This window comes from Clostridium sp. MSTE9 (assembly GCF_000277625.1).
Classification (GTDB): Bacteria; Bacillota; Clostridia; order Oscillospirales; family Acutalibacteraceae; genus Faecalispora; species Faecalispora jeddahensis.
Window position 1 is genome coordinate 1 of the sequence record NZ_AKFU01000026.1, and the last position, 17,170, is coordinate 17,170.

The 17,170-nt window shown below is 54.4% G+C and carries 15 protein-coding genes and 1 pseudogene; 1 reads left to right on the plus strand and 15 read right to left on the minus strand.

Annotation, left to right across the window (positions count from 1 at the left end):
- Positions 1-133 precede the first annotated feature (133 nt).
- The 5 genes from HMPREF1141_RS05700 to HMPREF1141_RS05720 form a co-directional block, all read right to left on the minus strand.
- On the minus strand, positions 134-457 hold the full coding sequence (locus tag HMPREF1141_RS05700) for an AzlD domain-containing protein (protein WP_009062111.1): 324 nt from the start codon (positions 455-457) through the stop codon (positions 134-136).
- A complete protein-coding gene (locus HMPREF1141_RS05705) occupies positions 454-1,224 on the minus strand; it encodes an AzlC family ABC transporter permease (RefSeq protein ID WP_009062074.1) in 771 nt (256 codons plus the stop codon). The genes HMPREF1141_RS05700 and HMPREF1141_RS05705 overlap by 4 nt, the downstream gene beginning before the upstream one ends.
- Complete coding sequence (gene leuB / locus HMPREF1141_RS05710) at positions 1,205-2,278, minus strand: 3-isopropylmalate dehydrogenase (RefSeq protein ID WP_009062067.1); 1,074 nt, start codon at positions 2,276-2,278, stop codon at positions 1,205-1,207. Before leuB ends, HMPREF1141_RS05705 begins: the two co-directional genes overlap by 20 nt.
- Positions 2,279-2,375: 97 nt before the next feature.
- Complete coding sequence (gene leuA / locus HMPREF1141_RS05715) at positions 2,376-4,079, minus strand: 2-isopropylmalate synthase (protein ID WP_009062032.1); 1,704 nt, start codon at positions 4,077-4,079, stop codon at positions 2,376-2,378.
- Between the two features lie 438 nt (positions 4,080-4,517).
- Positions 4,518-5,222 (minus strand): histidine phosphatase family protein, encoded by a 705-nt coding sequence (locus HMPREF1141_RS05720; RefSeq protein WP_009062034.1) that lies wholly within the window; start codon positions 5,220-5,222, stop codon positions 4,518-4,520.
- 118 nt (positions 5,223-5,340) lie between these two features.
- On the opposite strand from HMPREF1141_RS05720, the gene HMPREF1141_RS05725 reads away from it, so the two are divergent.
- A complete protein-coding gene (locus HMPREF1141_RS05725; RefSeq protein ID WP_009062056.1) occupies positions 5,341-6,045 on the plus strand; it encodes a helix-turn-helix transcriptional regulator in 705 nt (234 codons plus the stop codon).
- Between the two features lie 30 nt (positions 6,046-6,075).
- Here the strand turns inward: HMPREF1141_RS05725 and HMPREF1141_RS05730 are convergent, their stop codons facing one another.
- From HMPREF1141_RS05730 to HMPREF1141_RS05780, 10 genes and pseudogenes are all read right to left on the minus strand, one after another.
- Positions 6,076-6,363 (minus strand): hypothetical protein, encoded by a 288-nt coding sequence (locus HMPREF1141_RS05730; RefSeq protein WP_009062012.1) that lies wholly within the window; start codon positions 6,361-6,363, stop codon positions 6,076-6,078.
- Between the two features lie 143 nt (positions 6,364-6,506).
- Entirely contained in the window at positions 6,507-6,683 is a 177-nt protein-coding gene (locus tag HMPREF1141_RS05735; protein ID WP_009062089.1) for a hypothetical protein, read from the minus strand.
- 1,750 nt (positions 6,684-8,433) lie between these two features.
- Positions 8,434-8,658 carry a hypothetical protein gene (locus tag HMPREF1141_RS05745; RefSeq protein WP_009062110.1) on the minus strand — a complete coding sequence of 75 codons (225 nt, stop codon included), beginning with the start codon at positions 8,656-8,658 and terminating at the stop codon, positions 8,434-8,436.
- A gap of 106 nt (positions 8,659-8,764) precedes the next feature.
- Positions 8,765-10,030, minus strand: coding sequence for a glycoside hydrolase family 3 N-terminal domain-containing protein (locus HMPREF1141_RS05750; RefSeq protein WP_242824564.1), 1,266 nt, complete (start codon positions 10,028-10,030; stop codon positions 8,765-8,767).
- Positions 10,027-11,451 carry a glycogen synthase GlgA gene (gene glgA, locus HMPREF1141_RS05755; protein WP_009062047.1) on the minus strand — a complete coding sequence of 475 codons (1,425 nt, stop codon included), beginning with the start codon at positions 11,449-11,451 and terminating at the stop codon, positions 10,027-10,029. The genes HMPREF1141_RS05750 and glgA overlap by 4 nt, the downstream gene beginning before the upstream one ends.
- A gap of 121 nt (positions 11,452-11,572) precedes the next feature.
- A complete protein-coding gene (gene glgD / locus HMPREF1141_RS05760; protein ID WP_009062099.1) occupies positions 11,573-12,688 on the minus strand; it encodes a glucose-1-phosphate adenylyltransferase subunit GlgD in 1,116 nt (371 codons plus the stop codon).
- Positions 12,688-13,899, minus strand: coding sequence for a glucose-1-phosphate adenylyltransferase (locus HMPREF1141_RS05765; protein ID WP_009062084.1), 1,212 nt, complete (start codon positions 13,897-13,899; stop codon positions 12,688-12,690). The genes glgD and HMPREF1141_RS05765 overlap by 1 nt, the downstream gene beginning before the upstream one ends.
- Positions 13,900-13,941: 42 nt before the next feature.
- Positions 13,942-15,888 (minus strand): 1,4-alpha-glucan branching protein GlgB, encoded by a 1,947-nt coding sequence (gene glgB, locus HMPREF1141_RS05770; protein WP_009062086.1) that lies wholly within the window; start codon positions 15,886-15,888, stop codon positions 13,942-13,944.
- Between the two features lie 382 nt (positions 15,889-16,270).
- Positions 16,271-16,486, minus strand: a pseudogene (locus HMPREF1141_RS05775) (type I glyceraldehyde-3-phosphate dehydrogenase); the annotation flags it as partial.
- 178 nt (positions 16,487-16,664) lie between these two features.
- Positions 16,665-17,153, minus strand: coding sequence for an IS630 family transposase (locus HMPREF1141_RS05780; RefSeq protein ID WP_051044275.1), 489 nt, complete (start codon positions 17,151-17,153; stop codon positions 16,665-16,667).
- Between the last annotated feature and the right edge of the window lie 17 nt (positions 17,154-17,170).

Genomic DNA, 17,170 nt, shown 5'->3' on the forward strand with positions numbered 1-17,170 from the left:
ATTCTCCATCACCCGCTTCTATTTTACCACCCCGCAGCCTACATAAAAAGACAAAGTACCTCTTTCCTGATACTTTGTCTTCACGCTGAGGCTTCTGCCAAATGCAGAAGCCTTTTGATCTTTGTACAAAGTTTTATAGAAGTCCTGCCAACAGCAGCTGCTGAGTGAGCAGTGCCGCGGCGGCCGCGCCGAGTGCGACCACCAGAAGTCCCTTGCCGCGAAACGCGAGCACCATCGCCACCAGAAGCCCGGCTGCCGAAGCCGCCGTGCCGCCCGCGGAATACAGAATCTGCGGGAAGGTCATGGCCGAAAGCACCGCGTACGGCACATATGCGAGAAAGGAGCGCACAAACCGACTTTCAAGCCGCCGCTGAAACACCGCCATCGGCAGCATGCGGATCACATACGTGACCCCGGCCATCAGCAGAACGCAGGACACCACATAAGCAGTATTCATCCGGCTTCCTCCGTTTCCGCACAGTTTACCGGGTAGCGACGCGCCGCGAACGTGCAGGCGATCAGCGTGCACAAAATCGTCGCCCAGCCGGAGGAAATGCCTTGAAACAGCGGCACATAGCGGAACACACAGCTCAGCGCGGCAGAAAGCACCACCACCGTGGCCACCGGCCGCGACTGACGCGCCGGCGGAATAATAATGGCGATAAACATGCCGTAAATCATAATTCCCAGCGCGGTGCGCAGGCTCTCGGGCAAAAAGCCCGTAGCCGCCGCGCCCAGAAAGGTACCAAACGACCAGCCGACCAGCGGCGTGGTGATCAGCCCGGCCAAGTAGCGCGCGCCGACCATTCCCGGCTGCTGAATCGCAACGGCAAAGATTTCGTCGGTAATGCCGAACGAAAGCACAAGCCGCTGCAGCGTCGTCATTCCCCTGTCCACCTTCTGGGACAGGGAAAGCGACATCAGAAAATACCGCAGATTGATCACAAGGGTAGTAATGGCGATTTCCAGATACTTCGCGCCGTGCAGAATCAAATCAAACCCCGCAAACTGCCCGGCGGAGGTGACATTGGTGACGGAAATAAAAAGCGCCACCCAAATGGGCATCCCGCTTTGGGCCACCGTCATCCCGAACGCGAACGACACCGAAAGATACCCCAAACAGATCGGCAGACCGTCCTTCAGCCCCCGCTGAAAGCTGAGATCCGGCAAATCCGGATTCTCCTCCCCAAGGCCCGCCGGATTCTCACAGCAGTCCGCAGACAAGCGTTCCCATCTCCTCGCAGCCGACGGTTTTCAGGCCCTCTTCTTTCAAATCGGGCGTGCGCGCCTTCCGCAGGGCGGCGTCCACCGCCGCTTCAATGGCAGAGGCGGCCTGCGGCTGATTCAGGGAGTACCTCAGCATTATCGCCACCGAAAGAATCGTCGCCAGAGGATTCGCGATTCCCTGCCCGGCAATATCCGGCGCGGAACCGTGGATCGGCTCGTACATGCCCGGATTTTCCGCTCCCAGGCTGGCGGAGGCCAGCATCCCGATGGAGCCGCTGATCATGGAAGCTTCGTCCGACAGAATGTCGCCGAACAGGTTGGAGGTGACGATCACGTCGAACTGGCCGGGATTGCGCACCAGCTGCATCGCGCAGTTATCCACGTACATATGGCTGAGCGCGACATCGGGGTATTCCGTTTCCCCGATGCGGGTCACCGTTTTGCGCCACAGGCGGGAGGAATCGAGCACGTTGGCCTTGTCGACACTGCACAGGCGGCCGTTTCTCTTGCGGGCCATGTCGAAGCCCACGCGGGCAATGCGCTCGATTTCGGGCACGCTGTACATTTCCGTGTCGTAGGCGGCCTCGGCCCCGTCCACCTGCCTGGTGCCGCGCTCGCCGAAATAGATGCCGCCGGTCAGCTCGCGCACGACCATCAGATCGAGCGAGGAGCCGATGATGTCGGGGCGGATGGGCGAAGCGCCGCGCAGCGGCTCAAAAATGACGGCGGGGCGCAGGTTCGCGAACAGCCCGAGCGCCTTGCGGATGCCCAAAAGCCCTGTTTCGGGCCGCTGGTTGCCGGGCAGCACATCCCACTTGGGGCCGCCCACCGCGCCCAACAGAACCGCATCCGATGCCTTGCAGATGTCTATAGTCTCCTGCGGCAGGGCGGTGCCCGCCGCATCGATCGCGCAGCCGCCCAGCAGCGCGGGAGTGTATTCCACGGCAAAGCCGAATTTTTCCGCGGCGCGGCTGAGCACCCGCTGTGCCTGCTCTACGATTTCCGGCCCGATCCCGTCCCCTTTGAGTACGGCAATCCGATAATTCTGCATCTGTGTTCCTCCTTAAAGCTTCCATTGTTTTTATGACCTTGAGAAAGAAAAGCGATTGTTTCCCCGCTTTCGGCAGGGAAACAATGAAACATCGCTCTCAGAAATTATTGCCCGCGGTGGAAAGCTGTGCGCGGTTGATGGCGCACACGATTCCCTTGATGGACGCGAGGCTGATGTTATTGTCAAGCCCTACGCCGAACACGGTTTTGTAATCCGGGGTGGTCAGCTGAATATACGACAGAGCCTTCGAGTCCGCACCCTTCGATACCGCATGCTCGTGGTACGATACAAAGCGGTAATCCTTGATTCCTACGCCGCCCAGCGCCTTGAAGAACGCATCGATCGGGCCGTTTCCGACTCCGCTGATCTGGTGATCCTCATGGTGGAAGCGCAGAACGCCTTCAAAGTGAACAGTGGTTTCGCCGTCGTCCTCGTTCTCCTCATACAGCTTGTAGCTTTTGAGGTTGTAGGGATAGCGGATCTGGAGATATTCCTTCTGGAACAGGTCGAAAATCTCCTGCGGCTGCAGCTCGCGGCCCAGATTGTCGCAGGCAGTCTGCACCACCATACCGAACTCGGGGTACATTTCCTTCGGCAGGTTGTAGCCGAACATCTGCTGCATGATGAACGCAGCGCCGCCCTTGCCGGACTGGCTGTTGATGCGGATGATCGGCTCGTACTCGCGGCCGACGTCCGCGGGGTCGATGGGCAGATACGGAACCTGCCATACCGGCGAGCGGCTCTTCTGCATGTAGTCCACGCCCTTTTTGATCGCATCCTGATGCGAACCGGAGAACGCGGTGAACACCAGCTCGCCCGCGTAGGGGTGCCGCTCGTGAACCTTCATCTTGGTACAGGATTCATATATCTTGCGGATTTTGTTCATCTCGGTGAAATCGAGCCCGGGGTCAACCCCTTGCGTGTACATGTTCATCGCGACGACCATCACGTCGGCGTTGCCGGTACGCTCGCCGTTGCCGAAGATGGTGCCCTCCACGCGCTCCGCGCCGGCCATCATGCCCAGCTCGGTGGCCGCCACGGCGCAGCCGCGGTCGTTATGGGGATGAATGCTGATGATCGCGCGGTCACGGCCCTTTAAATTCCGGCAGAAATACTCGATCTGATCTGCGTAGCAGTTGGGTGTGCTGCCCTCCACCGTACTGGGCAAATTCAGGATCACCGGTTTCTCCGGCGTGGCGCCCAGCTCGTCGAGCACATGCTCGCAGATGCGAACGGCGTTATCCATCTCGGTGCCGGTAAAGCTTTCGGGCGAATATTCGTAGCGGATGTTCGCGCCGCTCTTTTTGACCTCTTCCTCGGTCAGCTCGCGGATCAGCTTCGCGCCCTTGACGGCGATGTCGATGATGCCGTTCATGTCGGTGTTGAACACGACCTTGCGCTGCAGCGTGGAGGTGGAATTATAGAAATGAACGATGACATTCTTCGCGCCGGAAATTGCCTCGAACGTTTTGTGGATCAGATGCGGGCGGGCCTGCACCAGCACCTGAACAGTCACGTCGTCGGGAATCAGATTCTGATCGATTAGGGTGCGCAGCATCTCATATTCCGTTTCGGAGGCGGACGGGAAGCCCACCTCAATCTCTTTGAAGCCGATGTCTACCAGAGTCTGGAAGAACAAAAGCTTTTCATCCAGATTCATCGGGTTGACGAGTGCCTGATTGCCGTCGCGCAGGTCTACGCTGCACCAGACGGGCGCTTTGTCAATGGCCCGCTCGGGCCACTGGCGATCGGGCAGCCGAACCGGCTGAAATGGAATGTACTTTTGATAGCCTGTTACCATAATCGATCTCTCCTTTATAACATGAATCGTGCCACTTGGAAGAAACTGCCGTTTTCACAGGAAGTCACTTTTTCAGTGAACGGATGGAAAAACAAAAAAAGCCCCTGACTCAGCGATAAGCTGAGTCAGGGGCGAATTTGTGTAAGACAAACCCGCGGTACCACCCTGATTCGGAAATCCGCTCGCGCGGAAAACCCTTCAAAAGCCTCTAACAAGGCTCCGGCTGATAACGCTGCCTGCTGCGTTCGGTCTTACTGCAGTTCTTCAGACCGACGACTCCGGGATGAGCTATTCACAAAAGGCTACGCACCGGCTCGCACCAACCGCCGGCTCTCTGACTGCTTTGCCAAATGTCTTTTTCCCTTCGATGTCTTTGGGGGACCAAATGGTCTATGAAATTGCTTTTATTATATGAGGCAGTTTTCGTTTTGTCAACCCCTATTTTTCGGAGGAGTTCTCTTTTCCATAGGCGCGGTTTGCCGCCTCGCGCGCCAGATCGACCACCGTATGCTCGCGCAAAGTGCCCTGATCGCCGTGCGGAATGGTCGCGATCACCTCCGCTACCATCGAGCGCATCCACAGCCCCGGAGTGACGCGCAGCGTATATCCGCAGCCCGGTTCCGTCATCCATTCATAGGCCGAAGCACGCGGCAGACCGTAGGAAGCAAGCAGGGCCATCATGACTCCGCCGTGCGTCACCACGGCCGCGCTGGTCGTGCCGGAGCGCAGCAGCTCTTCCACCAGCTGTTCGAACGCGGAGCACACCCGGTACAAAAACGCGCGGCTGTCTTCCCCGTTCGGCGGCGCGGCCTGCTGTCCGCTCTCCATCCAGCGCAGGAACGCGGGGTCGCTCTCCAGCTCTTTGGCGGTTTTGCCCTCCCAGTCGCCGAAATCACACTCGCGCAGGCCGTCCAGCAGCACCGGCTTTGCGTCCGGATACAGAATCTGCATCGTCTGCACGCAGCGGGTCAGGGGGCTACTGTAATACACCTGTGCCGACGGGTATTCCTGCTTCTGTTTGATTTGCAGTAATTGCTCGATTCCCTGCTCGCAAAGGGGGGAATCGGTGCTGCCGATATACTGACCGAGCACGTTTCCCTCGGCCACTCCGTGGCGGATCAAATGGATGAGATAAGATTTCATAAGATATTGCTCCTTTTTTACTTCTTCCTACGATATCTAGCGGTTTACAATCCGTTGTATTTGTTATATACTTTACAATACGTTAAAGTGCTACAAATTTCGACGGGGGTTTTCCGGCATGAACAGTAATTTTTCCAGAATTATGACATTACTGCGGAAAGAACAGGGATATAGTCAAAAAAAGGTGGCGGAAGAGCTGGGCGTGTCTCAGGCTTTGCTGTCGCACTACGAAAAGGGAATCCGCGAATGCGGGCTGGATTTTGTCGTGCGCGCCGCGGATTTTTACAATGTTTCCTGCGATTATCTGCTGGGGCGTACCCCCGACCGCAGCGGAGCGACCCTGACTGTGGAAGACATTCCCGAGCCGGACACCGTTGGAAAAGAAAATGTGATGAAGGGCAGCCTGCTGCCCGTGCTGAATAAAAAGCTGCTCGCAAACTCGCTGAACATCATTTTCAGCCTGCTGCAAAAATGCGGCAACAAGGCGCTCACCACCGAGATTTCCGCCTGTCTGACGCTCGCGGTTTACAAAGCGTTCCGGATTTTGTATTCGGCGAACCCGAAAAATCCGCAGGGCATGTTCGCCGCGCCGCCCGGCCTTGACAAGGGTCTTTCCGACGCCGCGCTCTCGATTGCCCAGGCCAATGCAGAATACGTGGCCAGCGGCGAGGACCTGGAGCAGGAAAAGGGACTGAAAAAGGACCAGGCGCCCGCGCTTTCCCCAGAACTGATTCAGGAGCAGTACCCGCTGTTCGCCGGCTCGCTGTTCCACCTGGTGCAAAGCGCGGAGTCGCGCATGGGCCTGAAAAAGCAGGAAAAATGATTCCGTCTGCCGGTTTTGCCCGTCGGGAACTTAGTTCCTGCGAAGATTCTGGCTGCTCCAAAGCTCCAGCAGTGCGGAAAGCAGATTCCCGCCGATAATCAGATCAAAGCGGGGGCCGTTTTCATTGCGGTCAATCCGCAGCGCCTGCAGGGCTGCCACTCTGCGCCGGGATTCCGGCTGAAGCCTGAGCCGGTATTCCGCTGTTCCAACGTTCAGGCTGACCGTATAGCTTGCGGACTGCGGCTCCGGATAGGCGCTTTCGGCAAGAGCTTTACAAAGCTGCTCATACTGATCGGGTTTAAACTGTCGAATAATCATTGCGTCGCTTCCTTTCTGAATCAGGGCAGAAGCCTTGAAAGAAAGAACGGCGTATGCTATACTATTTACGCTGTCATTTGCCTTCGGGCATCTGCCGGTTGTGGGGGAAGTGGCGTTACTTGCTAGGGTAGGCGCCGCTTCTCTTATTTTTTGAGGTCGTCATACACCTTATGGACACCACGTCTAACCACCTCGGCTCTGGATATCTTCATCTCTTCACTGCATTTTTCCATCTTTTCAAAAGAATCCTGATCGAATCTGATTTTCATTGTGATGTCTTTCGGGTTATCAGTAGGACGGCCCATTTTTTTAGCGGCCATGATCTCCCCCTCCTTTTGCAGGTCGCTAATATTAATATAGATTATAGACCTGCAAAAGTCAAGCTTTATTTTTTATATCATTTTTCTGATATGTATACAGACGCGGTCTATCTGCTGACACGGGCTTGTCCCTCGGGCAGGGGCCGTTCTTTTTTATATTTTAAAAAAAGAACGCCTTTTGTGCGGCTTCGCCGTATTTTCTAGCGCAAGCTGACTGCGGGTGCCCCCGCGTGGGGTTTCTGCTGGCGCAGGCTTGCCCCTCGTGCCGGGGCGGGCACTTACTTTCGTGAAAGGACGAAAGTAAGCAAAGGCCTTCCAAAGGACACCTTTGGAATCCGTTTGGGGAACGGCTCCTGACTGTGCAAACGAAAGCTATCCGTAAAGCGCTCCAATGAAAATGCCCACTCTCCGAGCTTACTCAGGAAATGGGCCTTGCAACCCCGTCTGTCGGCGGTCATTTTCAGAGCGCTCTCGCTGGCTCCGTGTTTTTTGGGGTGCGGCTTCGCCGCATTTTCTAGCGCAAGCTGGCTGCGGATGCCCCCGCGTGGGGTTTCTGCTGGCGCAGGCTTGCCCCTCGTGCCGGGGCGGGCACTTACTTTCGTGAAAGGACGGCGTTAAGCAAAGGCCTTCCAAAGGACACCTTTGGAATCCGTTTTGGGAACGGCTCCTGACTGTGCAAACGAAAGCTATCCGTAAGGCGCTCCAATGAAAATGCCCACTCTCCGAGCTTACTCAGGAAATGAGCCTTGCTATCCCGACTGTCGGCGGGCATTTTCAGAGCGCTCTCGTCGACTCGGTGTTTTTTTAGGTGCGGCTTCGCCGCATTTTTTGTTGGTACAGCTTACCTGCGGATGCTATTTGTAAGTTTCTGCTGGCGCAGGCTTGCCCCTCGTGCCGGGGCGGGCACCTACTTTCGTGAAAGGACGGCGTTAAGCAAAGGCCTTCCAAAGGACACCTTTGGAATCCGTTTGGGGAACAAGCCCTGATTGTGCAAACGAAAGCTGTCCGTAAGGCGCTCCAATGAAAATGCCCACTCTCCGAGCTTACTCAGGAAATGAGCCTTGCAACCCCCGTCTGTCGGCGGGCATTTTCAGAGCGCTCTCGTTAGCTCGGTGTTTTTTAGGTGCGGCTTCGCCGCATTTTTTGTTGGATTACAGAGCGTTCTTTGTACCATTTTAGACGTGAAAGCTTCCCTTACGCACTTGCTTCACGCGCAGGCTGTGCCTGTGCGTGAACAAGCAGCAGAGCGGGAGCTTCTCCCGGTTTCCAAAGGCAGAGCCTTTGGTCGTTGAGAGGGAGTTCCAAGGGGGAGAGAATCGAAACTCTCCCCTTTGGCGAGCCTTTGCTTACTTTCGTCTCGTCACGAAAGTAAGTGCCCGCCCCGGCATGAGGGGCAAGCCCTGCGCCAGCAGAAACCCCGCGGTGAAGCCGCACAGAAAAAACTACTCACTCTTTCAATGCCAACTACAGAAACAATCGCCCCACCCTAAGATGAAGGGCATACCCTACATAAAGAATCGGACAATAATAACTTTTCAGAAGAACCCTGCGTTCATTTAGACCGTTTTCTCATAAAATGATAAACCGCCGCGGAAGCCTTCCCACGGCGGTTTGTTATTATACAGTTAGTATATTATTATATTCATTCGACAAATAGTACGAAAAGTATATTCTTTTCCTGAAATTCCGGTGTTTTTCCGTGCATAACCGAAAGCCATACTTTGCAAATAATCCTCTGCAGTGCAGCCGGTTATGTCCGATTCTCCGGCTCCTCTGTCTTTTGGAACAGAACATTCTTTTCTTTTAAAGAAATTTTCTCAACCTGATAACCATACTCTTTTGCTTCCTTTTTATAATTCAAAAAGGAATGGTCGATCTCAAAGCCGAGAACCTGCCTGATTTCTTCAAAAGACAGCCTAAGCGGGCTGCGGCCATCCTCTTTCAGATGCTTCCACAGAGGATCATATTTACTCATCTGTACACGCTCTTTCCCTTTGCGGCACGCACGGAATGCCCAACATTCCGTCTGCCGGAATATTAAACACAAAACGGCCGGTTTTAAAAATACAAGCGGGCATTTTTCAGCTCATAATACCCATTGTATACTTCCAGGCCAGAATCCGCAGTACGCTTTCGTCCAGCCGCTCCTGCGAAATGGAACCGTCCTGCACGGCGGCGTACAGGGCATCGAAATCCCCCGAAATATCGGTGGAAAGCATCAGGTCGTTCCCTGCCAAAAATGCGGCGGGCGCGGCGGAGCTCTCCCCGGCCTTGTCGCGCAGTCCCTGCATCGAAAGGTCGTCCGTCATCACGACACCGGTAAAGCCAAGCTCCTCGCGCAGAATGCGGTGCACCTCCGGCGACAAAGACGCCGGGTTCTCCGTGTCCATCGCCGTCACGATATTGTGCGAAACCAGCACGCACTGTACACCGGCCTCAATGCCTGACTGAAACGGCAGGAAATCGCTGTCGCGGAAGCTTTCCATATTCCGGTTATCCGTCGCGATACCGGTGTGCGTATCTGAATTGCCGCCGTACCCCGGAAAATGCTTGAGCGTGCTGGAAAGGTTTTTGCTGTTTGCGGCCTCCACTACTGTTTTGACAAACTCCGCCGTACGCGTTCCATTTCTGCCAAATGCGCGCGGAAACATATAGGTATTCCGGTCAAAGGTCACGTCCGCCACGGGGGCGAGATTCACGTTCAGACCATAGGAAAGCAGAAAATCGGCCTTATCGAGCGCATCCTGACGGATGCCGTCCATACCGCCGTTCGCGTAAACCACCTGCGGAGAAGCGAATTTTTTCGGTGAAAGAGCGGGGAACTGGCTGACCCGCGTAACGGTGCCGCCCTCTTCATCCACGGCCAGGGCCATTTTGACTTTGTTGGCCTCCTGGTAGCCCTGCACCATCGCGCGCACCTGCTCCGGCGTTTTGTCTTTGAAGCTGTCCGCCCCAAAGAAAAAACCGCCCGGCTGGTATTCGGTTACTGTCTGCACATCCCCTTCCGTCGGGGCGCGGAACAGAAAGACCTGCCCCACCTTTTCTTTCAGAGACATACCTGCCAGCGTCTGCGCGGCCTTGGGATAAGCGTCCTTAAAAATCCCTGTCCCCTCCACCACCGGCACGGAGGATGCCTGAGAAGCAGCCTCTGACGACTGCGGCTGCTCCGCCTGAGAGGAGCTTGTCTGAGGGGTGCTTGGCACCGGATTTTTGACCGCAAACGGTGAAAATGGTCCAAGCAGGGCAAACGCCCCCGCCCCTGCCAGCAGGATGCCTGCCAGCACGAGCATGGGGACGATACTTCTTCTTTGTCTGGTATATTGAGGTCTGTAATGCTTTCTACTCACTGTTTCAGCAGCTCCCTGTAAAGTCGGATGTATTCATTGGCCGAACGGCCCCAGCTGTTGTCGCATGCCATAGCACGGCGTACCAGAATCTCCCAGCCCTCCTTGTTGGCGTAGCCCTCCAGTGTGCGGTACAAGGCATACAGCATATCACCGCTGTTGTAGGTCTGGAACGTAAAGCCGTTGCCCTCGCCGTCGCCGCTGTCCTGAATGGAATCCTTCAGGCCGCCGGTCTCGCGCACAACCGGAATGGCGCCGTAGCGCAGGGCGATCATCTGCGAAAGTCCGCAGGGCTCGCTCTTCGAAGGCATCAGGAAAATGTCGCAGCCGGCGTATACACGGCGCGAAACCTCCGGCACAAAGCCGATATATGCGCATACGCGGCCGGGGTAGCGGCTCTGCATCTCGCGAAAAAAGCTCTCGTACTCGTAATCGCCGGAACCGAGCAGCACAAACTGCGCGTTTGTTTCCGTCATGATCCGCTCAAACGAGTCGCGCACCAAATCAAGGCCCTTCTGCGCGACCAGCCGGGTCACCATGCCGATCAGCGGAGTATCCGCCTCTTGCTCAAGACCAAGCTGTTCCTGAAGCGCGCGCTTATTCTCGGCCTTGCCGGTCAAATCCTCCGCGCTGAACGGCGCGGGCAGCGTGGCGTCGTTCTCCGGGTCGTAATGAACGTTGTCGATGCCGTTCAGAATCCCCGAGAGCTTCCAGGAGCGTGAATTCAGAATCCCCTCCAGTCCATAGGCGAACCAGGAATTCAGAATCTCTTTCGCATAAGTAGGGCTGACCGTCGTTACCCAGTTGGCGCACTCGACAGCGCCCTTGAGCATATTGACGCAGGTGTCGTATTCCAGAAGCTGCGAGGCGGAATCCGGAATGCCGAGAACATCGCGCACCAGCTCCATACCGTATTTGCCCTGATACTGGATATTATGGATCGTCAAGACCGTTTTGATTCCCTGATACCAGGGGTTATTGGCATAAAACAACCGGAAATACACCGGAACCATAGCGGTCTGCCAGTCGTTGCTATGGATGATGTCTGGCTTAAAATCGATGGCGGGCAGCATTTCGAGCGCCGCGCGCGACAGGAACGCGAACCGCTCCGCATCGTCGTAGTGGCCGTACAGGCCGGGACGCTTGAAGTAATACTGGTTGTCGATCAGGTAGTAGATCACTCCGCCCGCTTTCGCTTCAAACACGCCGCAGTATTGTCTGCGCCACGCCACCGGCACCGAAAGACTGGTGACAAAGTGCATTTGATCGCGCAGCTCCTGCGGGATATCGTCGTAAAGCGGCATCACAACCCGGCAGCCGATCAGGCGGCGGCGCAGAGCCTGCGGCAAAGAGCCGGCCACATCGCCCAGCCCGCCGGTAGCGGCAAAGGGCAAGGCTTCACTGGTGCAATATAATACTTTCATCACAACGCCTCCTGTCAGTTACACCAATCGTCCATTCAACAGCAAAAAGAAAAGTTCGGTCCCTCCCCCGCCACAGGCGAGGGAGAAACGTCTGTTTTGCCTGTTTTATGAAAGATCGGTATTATACAATGCTTCCCTTGCTGATAAAGACCGGATAAGATTGGAATCCCATCAGAGAGCGCTCTTCCTTGATTTCCACATCTTTATCGATGACCACGTAATTCAGGCGGCTGCCGCGCCCGATGATGCTGTCCTGCATGATGACGCAGTTTTCAAGTCTTGCGCCCTTTGCCACCTTGACGCCGCGGAACAGCACGCAGTTATGAACCTCGCCGTCCACCTGGCAGCCGTCTGCGACGAGTGAATTGGTCACGTGGCAGCCAAGGCCGTAGCGCGCGGGCATATCGTCGCGCACCTTGGTGTAAATCGGGCGGTCCGGGCAGAAGAGCTGGGCACGCACCTGGGGCAGCATGAGGGCCATATTGGCCTCAAAATATGCGTTCATCGAGTTGATGACCTGCATAAAGCCCGTAAATTCATGCGCGTACACGCGGTAATGCGGAATGTTGCGCTGCAGCAGATCGCGCGGGAAATCGTACAGATTGCGGCTGATGCAGTCTTCCACCAGCTTCATCAGCAGCTGGCGGCCGATGAGGATGATATTCATGCTGAAATTGCATTCCCCCTCCATGTGGGGGTCGATCAGCATATCGCGCACGCGGAATTCGGGATCGAGCTGCAGAACGCCGATGTTCGACACCTTCGGCGGAATCTTGCCGTACCGGTACACGATCGTAATATCCGCCTGCTTTTCCATATGGGCGGCAATCACTTTTTTCAGGTCGATGTTCGCGACGATGTCGCAGTCGCTGAGCAGCACATATTCCTCTTTCGAGCTGGAGAGGAACCGGAACGCGGCGGAAAGCGAATCGATGCGGCTGTTGGAAATCGAGCTTTGCGGGCCAAAAGGCGGCAGCATGTACAGACCCTCGCGTTTGCGGGACAGATCCCACGCTTTGCCGGAGCCAAGATGATCCATCAGCGACTGATAGTTGCTCTTAGTCAGCACACCGACCTTATTGATGCCGCAGTTGACCATGTTGGAAAGGGGAAAATCGATCAGGCGGTAACGCCCGCCGAACGGCACGGAGGCCATTGCGCGTTTTTCTGTCAGTTCGCGCACTCTTTCTTCGTGAACATTAGAGAACAATAACCCTACCACATTATTTCCACGCATTATTTCGCCACCTCCTCCGCGTCGATCATCGCCTTCGCCGGCACTACGGCGCCGGGTGCGATCACGCAATTTTCGCCTACCACGGCGACGCCCCATTTTGATTTATCGTCCATTTCTTCGGGCCGTGCGCCAACGACGGCGCCTTTCCCGATGACAGCGTTTTCAGAAACAATCGCATACTGAACTACGGCGCCCTCTTCCACCCGGCTGCCCGGCATGATGATCGAGTCGCGCACCACAGCGCCCGGCGCAATATAAGTGCCGGCAAACAGCACTGTAAAATCCACCTCGCCATATACATTGCAGCCCTCGGCGATCAGCGAGTTCTGCACCATGGCCTCCGGCGCAAGATAGTGCGGCGGCATCACCGGGTTGCGGGAATAAATCTTCCACGAGGGCTCGCCCAGATCGAGCTCGGTGTGCGGGTCGAGAAGATCCATGTTCGACTCCCACAGGCTCTCGATGGTTCCCACGTCCTTCCAGTAGCCGTTGAACTCATAGGCGAACATCCTTTCGCCTGCCTCCAGCATCGCAGGGAGCAAATCCTTGCCAAAATCGTTGGAAGATTTGGAATCGGCCTCATCCTGCTCCAGGTATTTGCGCAGCTTGCTCCACGAGAATACGTAAATGCCCATCGATGCTTTGTTGCTCTTCGGCTTTTTGGGCTTTTCGTCAAACTCATAGATCGAACCGTCCTCACGCGTATTCAGGATTCCGAAGCGCGGCGCCTCTTCCCACGGCACCTCAATCTGAGCGATGGTGCAGTCCGCCTCTTTCTCCTTATGGTATGCGATCATTTTGGAATAATCCATTTTATAAATATGATCGCCCGAAAGGATCACCACATAGTCCGGGTGATACCGTTCAATAAAGGGAATATTCTGATAAATCGCGTTTGCCGTACCCTTGTACCAATCGGCCTTGCGCCCGCGCTGATACGGCGCCAGCATATGAACACCAGCGTCCATGCTGTCAAGGTCCCAGGGCTGGCCGCTGCCTATGTAATCATTCAGTACCAGAGGCTGGTACTGAGTAAGCACTCCAACTGTTTCAATTCCCGAATTGACACAGTTGGAGAGCGGGAAATCGATGATACGGTATTTTCCGCCATAAGGCACCGCAGGCTTTGCCAGATTTTTGGTCAGCACCCCCAGCCGGCTGCCCTGCCCGCCGGCCAGCAGCATGGCGACAACTTCTTGTTTTGGCAACATCGTAACTACCTCCTTGGCTTGTGTTTTGAAAAGCGCCGCTGTTTATGATGGCTGTTTTGCCTGTTTTTGCAGCTTTCCGCCGCTCTTTTTCGGACGGCGGCGCTTGCATTTTAAATAAAAGACGGACATGGGAGGCAGCGTGAGGCTGACGCTCTGTTCATACCCGTGCATCGGAATCGGGTGTGAGGAGATGGAATCCCCGTTGGTGATGCCGGTACCGCCGAACTCTGCCTGATCGGACGAGAAGACCTCTTCATAGACGCCGTCCCACGGCACACCGATACAGTAGTTTTCCCTTTGAATCGGCTGAAAATTACATACGATAACGAGTTCTTTCTCCGCTTGATCGATCCGCCGGAACGAAATGACGCTCTGGGTGTAGTCGTCGTTCGAAATCCAGGAAAAACCCTCCCACGAGAAATCGATCTGCCACAAGGCGGGATTCTCCAAATAGAAATGGTTCAGCGCCTTGAAAAAGCACTGGGCCTGCTGATGCAGCGGATATTCCAGCAGGAACCATTCGAGCTGCTTCTCGTTGTTCCACTCCACAAACTGGCAGAATTCCGTGCCCATAAAGATCAGCTTTTTCCCCGGATGCGCCATCATATAGCTCATAAACGCACGCACACCGGCGAGCTTTTCATCATTATCACCGGGCATTTTGTTAATCAGCGAGCATTTGCCGTGCACCACTTCGTCATGCGAGATGGGCAGAATAAAATTCTCAGAAAAGGCGTACATAAACGAGAACGTAAGGTTGTCATGATTATATTTGCGGTAAATGGGGTCAAGCGACATATACCGGAGCATATCGTTCATCCAGCCCATATTCCACTTGTAATTAAAGCCAAGACCGCCGCAGTAGGTTGGGCGGGAAACCAGCGGCCACGCGGTGGATTCCTCCGCGATCATCATCACATGGGGCGACACCTCAAACACTGCTTCATTGAGCTTCTGAAGGAACGTGACAGCCTCAAGATTCTCCCGGCCGCCCTGCTCATTCGGGATCCACTCCCCCGTCTTGCGGCTATAATCGAGGTACAGCATCGACGCAACCGCGTCTACCCGGATTCCATCAATATGGTACTGCTCCAGCCAGAACACCGCGCTGGAAATCAAAAAGCTGATCACCTCGCTGCGGCCGTAATCGAACACAAGCGTTCCCCAATCCTTATGCTCTCCCTTTTTGGGGTCCGCATATTCATAGCAGGGGGTGCCGTCGAAGCGGGCCAGGCCGTTTTCATCCTTGGGGAAATGTGCGGGAACCCAGTCGAGAATCACGCCGATTCCCGCCTGGTGGCACTGATCCACAAAATACATAAAATCCTTCGGCGTGCCGTAACGGGAGGTCGGGGCGAAATAGCCCGTCACCTGATACCCCCAGGAACCGTCGAACGGATATTCCGTAAGGGGCATCAGCTCAATATGCGTATACCCCATCTCTTTCACATACGGCAGCAACTCTTCGGCCAGCTGGCGATAGGAGTAGATGCTGCCGTCGGAATTCCTGCGCCAGGAGCCTGCGTGCAGCTCGTAAATATTGACCGGCTGATTGTAGTGGGGCTTCTGCGCCTGCCGGCGCTTCCATGCCGTATCCTTCCAAGAAAAGCCGTCCAGCGAATAATATTTGGATGCGTTGCCGAAGCCATCTTCAAAATGAAATGCATAGGGGTCGCTTTTAAACACCTTGGTACCGTCTGTCTGCTCAATGCAGAACTTATAAGACATATACTCCGGCAGAACAAAAGGCAGATACCCCTCCCAAACGCCCTGGCTGATCTTCTCCATCGGATACTCGTCGGCATCCCAGTCGTTGAACTCGCCCGCAACAGAAACAGAGAGGGCGTTTGGCGCCCAAACCCGGCACACCATGCAGGGGGACCCGTCCTGTTCCGTTTCGTGCATGCCCATATACTCATAGGCCCTGCAGTTCGTCCCCTGATGGAACAGGAAAAGCGGCATACTGGAGCCCTGCGTTTTTGATGACATGTGAATCCACTCCCTTCCAGAGCTTTCTAGTTCCATCATACCATAAATCTCTAAAAATTCAATAGTTTTTAGTAGTTTTCTTAAAACAATTCGATTTGGCGCATCAGTAATTTGTATATATATCACAAATAATTGCCAAGCTGATTAGGTAATGGACAATAGAATTCAAACAGAAAAAGAAACCAGAAATGAAATGATGCGTTTTTAAGCCGCATTACTGTATCTTACCGGATGATCGGTGTCACATTTTAGAAAAAAAGAGGACGCGCTGTATTTTTAACACTTTATGCCTTGAAAACGGCAATTCGATATAAAAAAACGGTGCATGTGTTTTTTATGCACATACACCGTTACCAGGCTCCGGCCAGCCGGAGCTTATTGATTATTTATGATCGACACTGAACATGTGCTTGATCAAATCCAGCACCTTGTTGCTGTAGCCCCACTCGTTGTCGTACCAGGAAACCAGCTTGACAAAGTTGGGATTGAGCATGATGCCCGCTTCCGCATCGAAAATGGAGGTACGAGGATCGCCCAGGAAATCGGAGGAAACAACCGCGTCTTCCGTATAGCCCAGAATGCCTTTCATCTCGTTTTCCCCCATAAAAAAGCCTAAATTCTTAATACTACAAAAGGACTTCCTAAAAGGTCAATTGTCGTTATAGGTGGTTATCGTTATCGCAACAGAGTGAACCGTTGTTCCACCTAATTTATGAATAAATTATAGCACGAATTGAGAAAGAAGACAAGGGAAATTACTCTTTACAAGAGTATAGTTAACTAACTTGAAAGACGTTCCAGATGGCTTCATCAAACGACCCAAAGACATGCAAAACTTCGCGCAGCTTACGTTTTAGCCAAGCCCACTTTTTTTCTATGGGATTTAAGTCGGGTGAATACGGCGGCAAAAATAAAACTTCGCAATTACAGCTTTTTGCCAAGCTTGCCAAAACAGATTTTTTGTGGAATGACGCATTATCGAGAATGATGGTTGAGCCTGCACCGACTTCTTTTAACAGGCAGTTTTCGAACCAAAACTCAAACAAAATACTGTCCGTGGTTTTCGTGTATTCCAGCGGAGCAACCCATTTCCCTTGGCATATACCGGCAACAATATTCGTGCGTTTGAATTTTCTTCCACTGATTTTTGCCACGACCTTTTGTTCCTGCGGCGCTCTTGCGTACTCTCGATAAAGACAGCGGTCAATTCCGGTCTCGTCAACATACACAATGTTTTCCTGTGCTATCTCTTTTAACTTTTCCACATACTCTTGTCGAAAAT

Excerpts from the sequence above, each read along its gene's own strand:
- leuB (WP_009062067.1), bottom strand. The coding sequence starts at position 2,278 with ATGCAGAATTATCGGATTGCCGTACTCAAAGGGGACGGGATCGGGCCG.
- leuA (WP_009062032.1), bottom strand. The coding sequence starts at position 4,079 with ATGGTAACAGGCTATCAAAAGTACATTCCATTTCAGCCGGTTCGGCTG.
- HMPREF1141_RS05735 (WP_009062089.1), bottom strand. The coding sequence starts at position 6,683 with ATGGCCGCTAAAAAAATGGGCCGTCCTACTGATAACCCGAAAGACATC.
- HMPREF1141_RS05720 (WP_009062034.1), bottom strand. The coding sequence starts at position 5,222 with ATGAAATCTTATCTCATCCATTTGATCCGCCACGGAGTGGCCGAGGGA.
- glgA (WP_009062047.1), bottom strand. The coding sequence starts at position 11,451 with ATGAAAGTATTATATTGCACCAGTGAAGCCTTGCCCTTTGCCGCTACC.
- HMPREF1141_RS05765 (WP_009062084.1), bottom strand. The coding sequence starts at position 13,899 with ATGTTGCCAAAACAAGAAGTTGTCGCCATGCTGCTGGCCGGCGGGCAG.
- HMPREF1141_RS05725 (WP_009062056.1), top strand. The coding sequence starts at position 5,341 with ATGAACAGTAATTTTTCCAGAATTATGACATTACTGCGGAAAGAACAG.
- glgD (WP_009062099.1), bottom strand. The coding sequence starts at position 12,688 with ATGCGTGGAAATAATGTGGTAGGGTTATTGTTCTCTAATGTTCACGAA.
- HMPREF1141_RS05700 (WP_009062111.1), bottom strand. The coding sequence starts at position 457 with ATGAATACTGCTTATGTGGTGTCCTGCGTTCTGCTGATGGCCGGGGTC.
- HMPREF1141_RS05745 (WP_009062110.1), bottom strand. The coding sequence starts at position 8,658 with ATGAGTAAATATGATCCTCTGTGGAAGCATCTGAAAGAGGATGGCCGC.
- HMPREF1141_RS05730 (WP_009062012.1), bottom strand. The coding sequence starts at position 6,363 with ATGATTATTCGACAGTTTAAACCCGATCAGTATGAGCAGCTTTGTAAA.
- glgB (WP_009062086.1), bottom strand. The coding sequence starts at position 15,888 with ATGTCATCAAAAACGCAGGGCTCCAGTATGCCGCTTTTCCTGTTCCAT.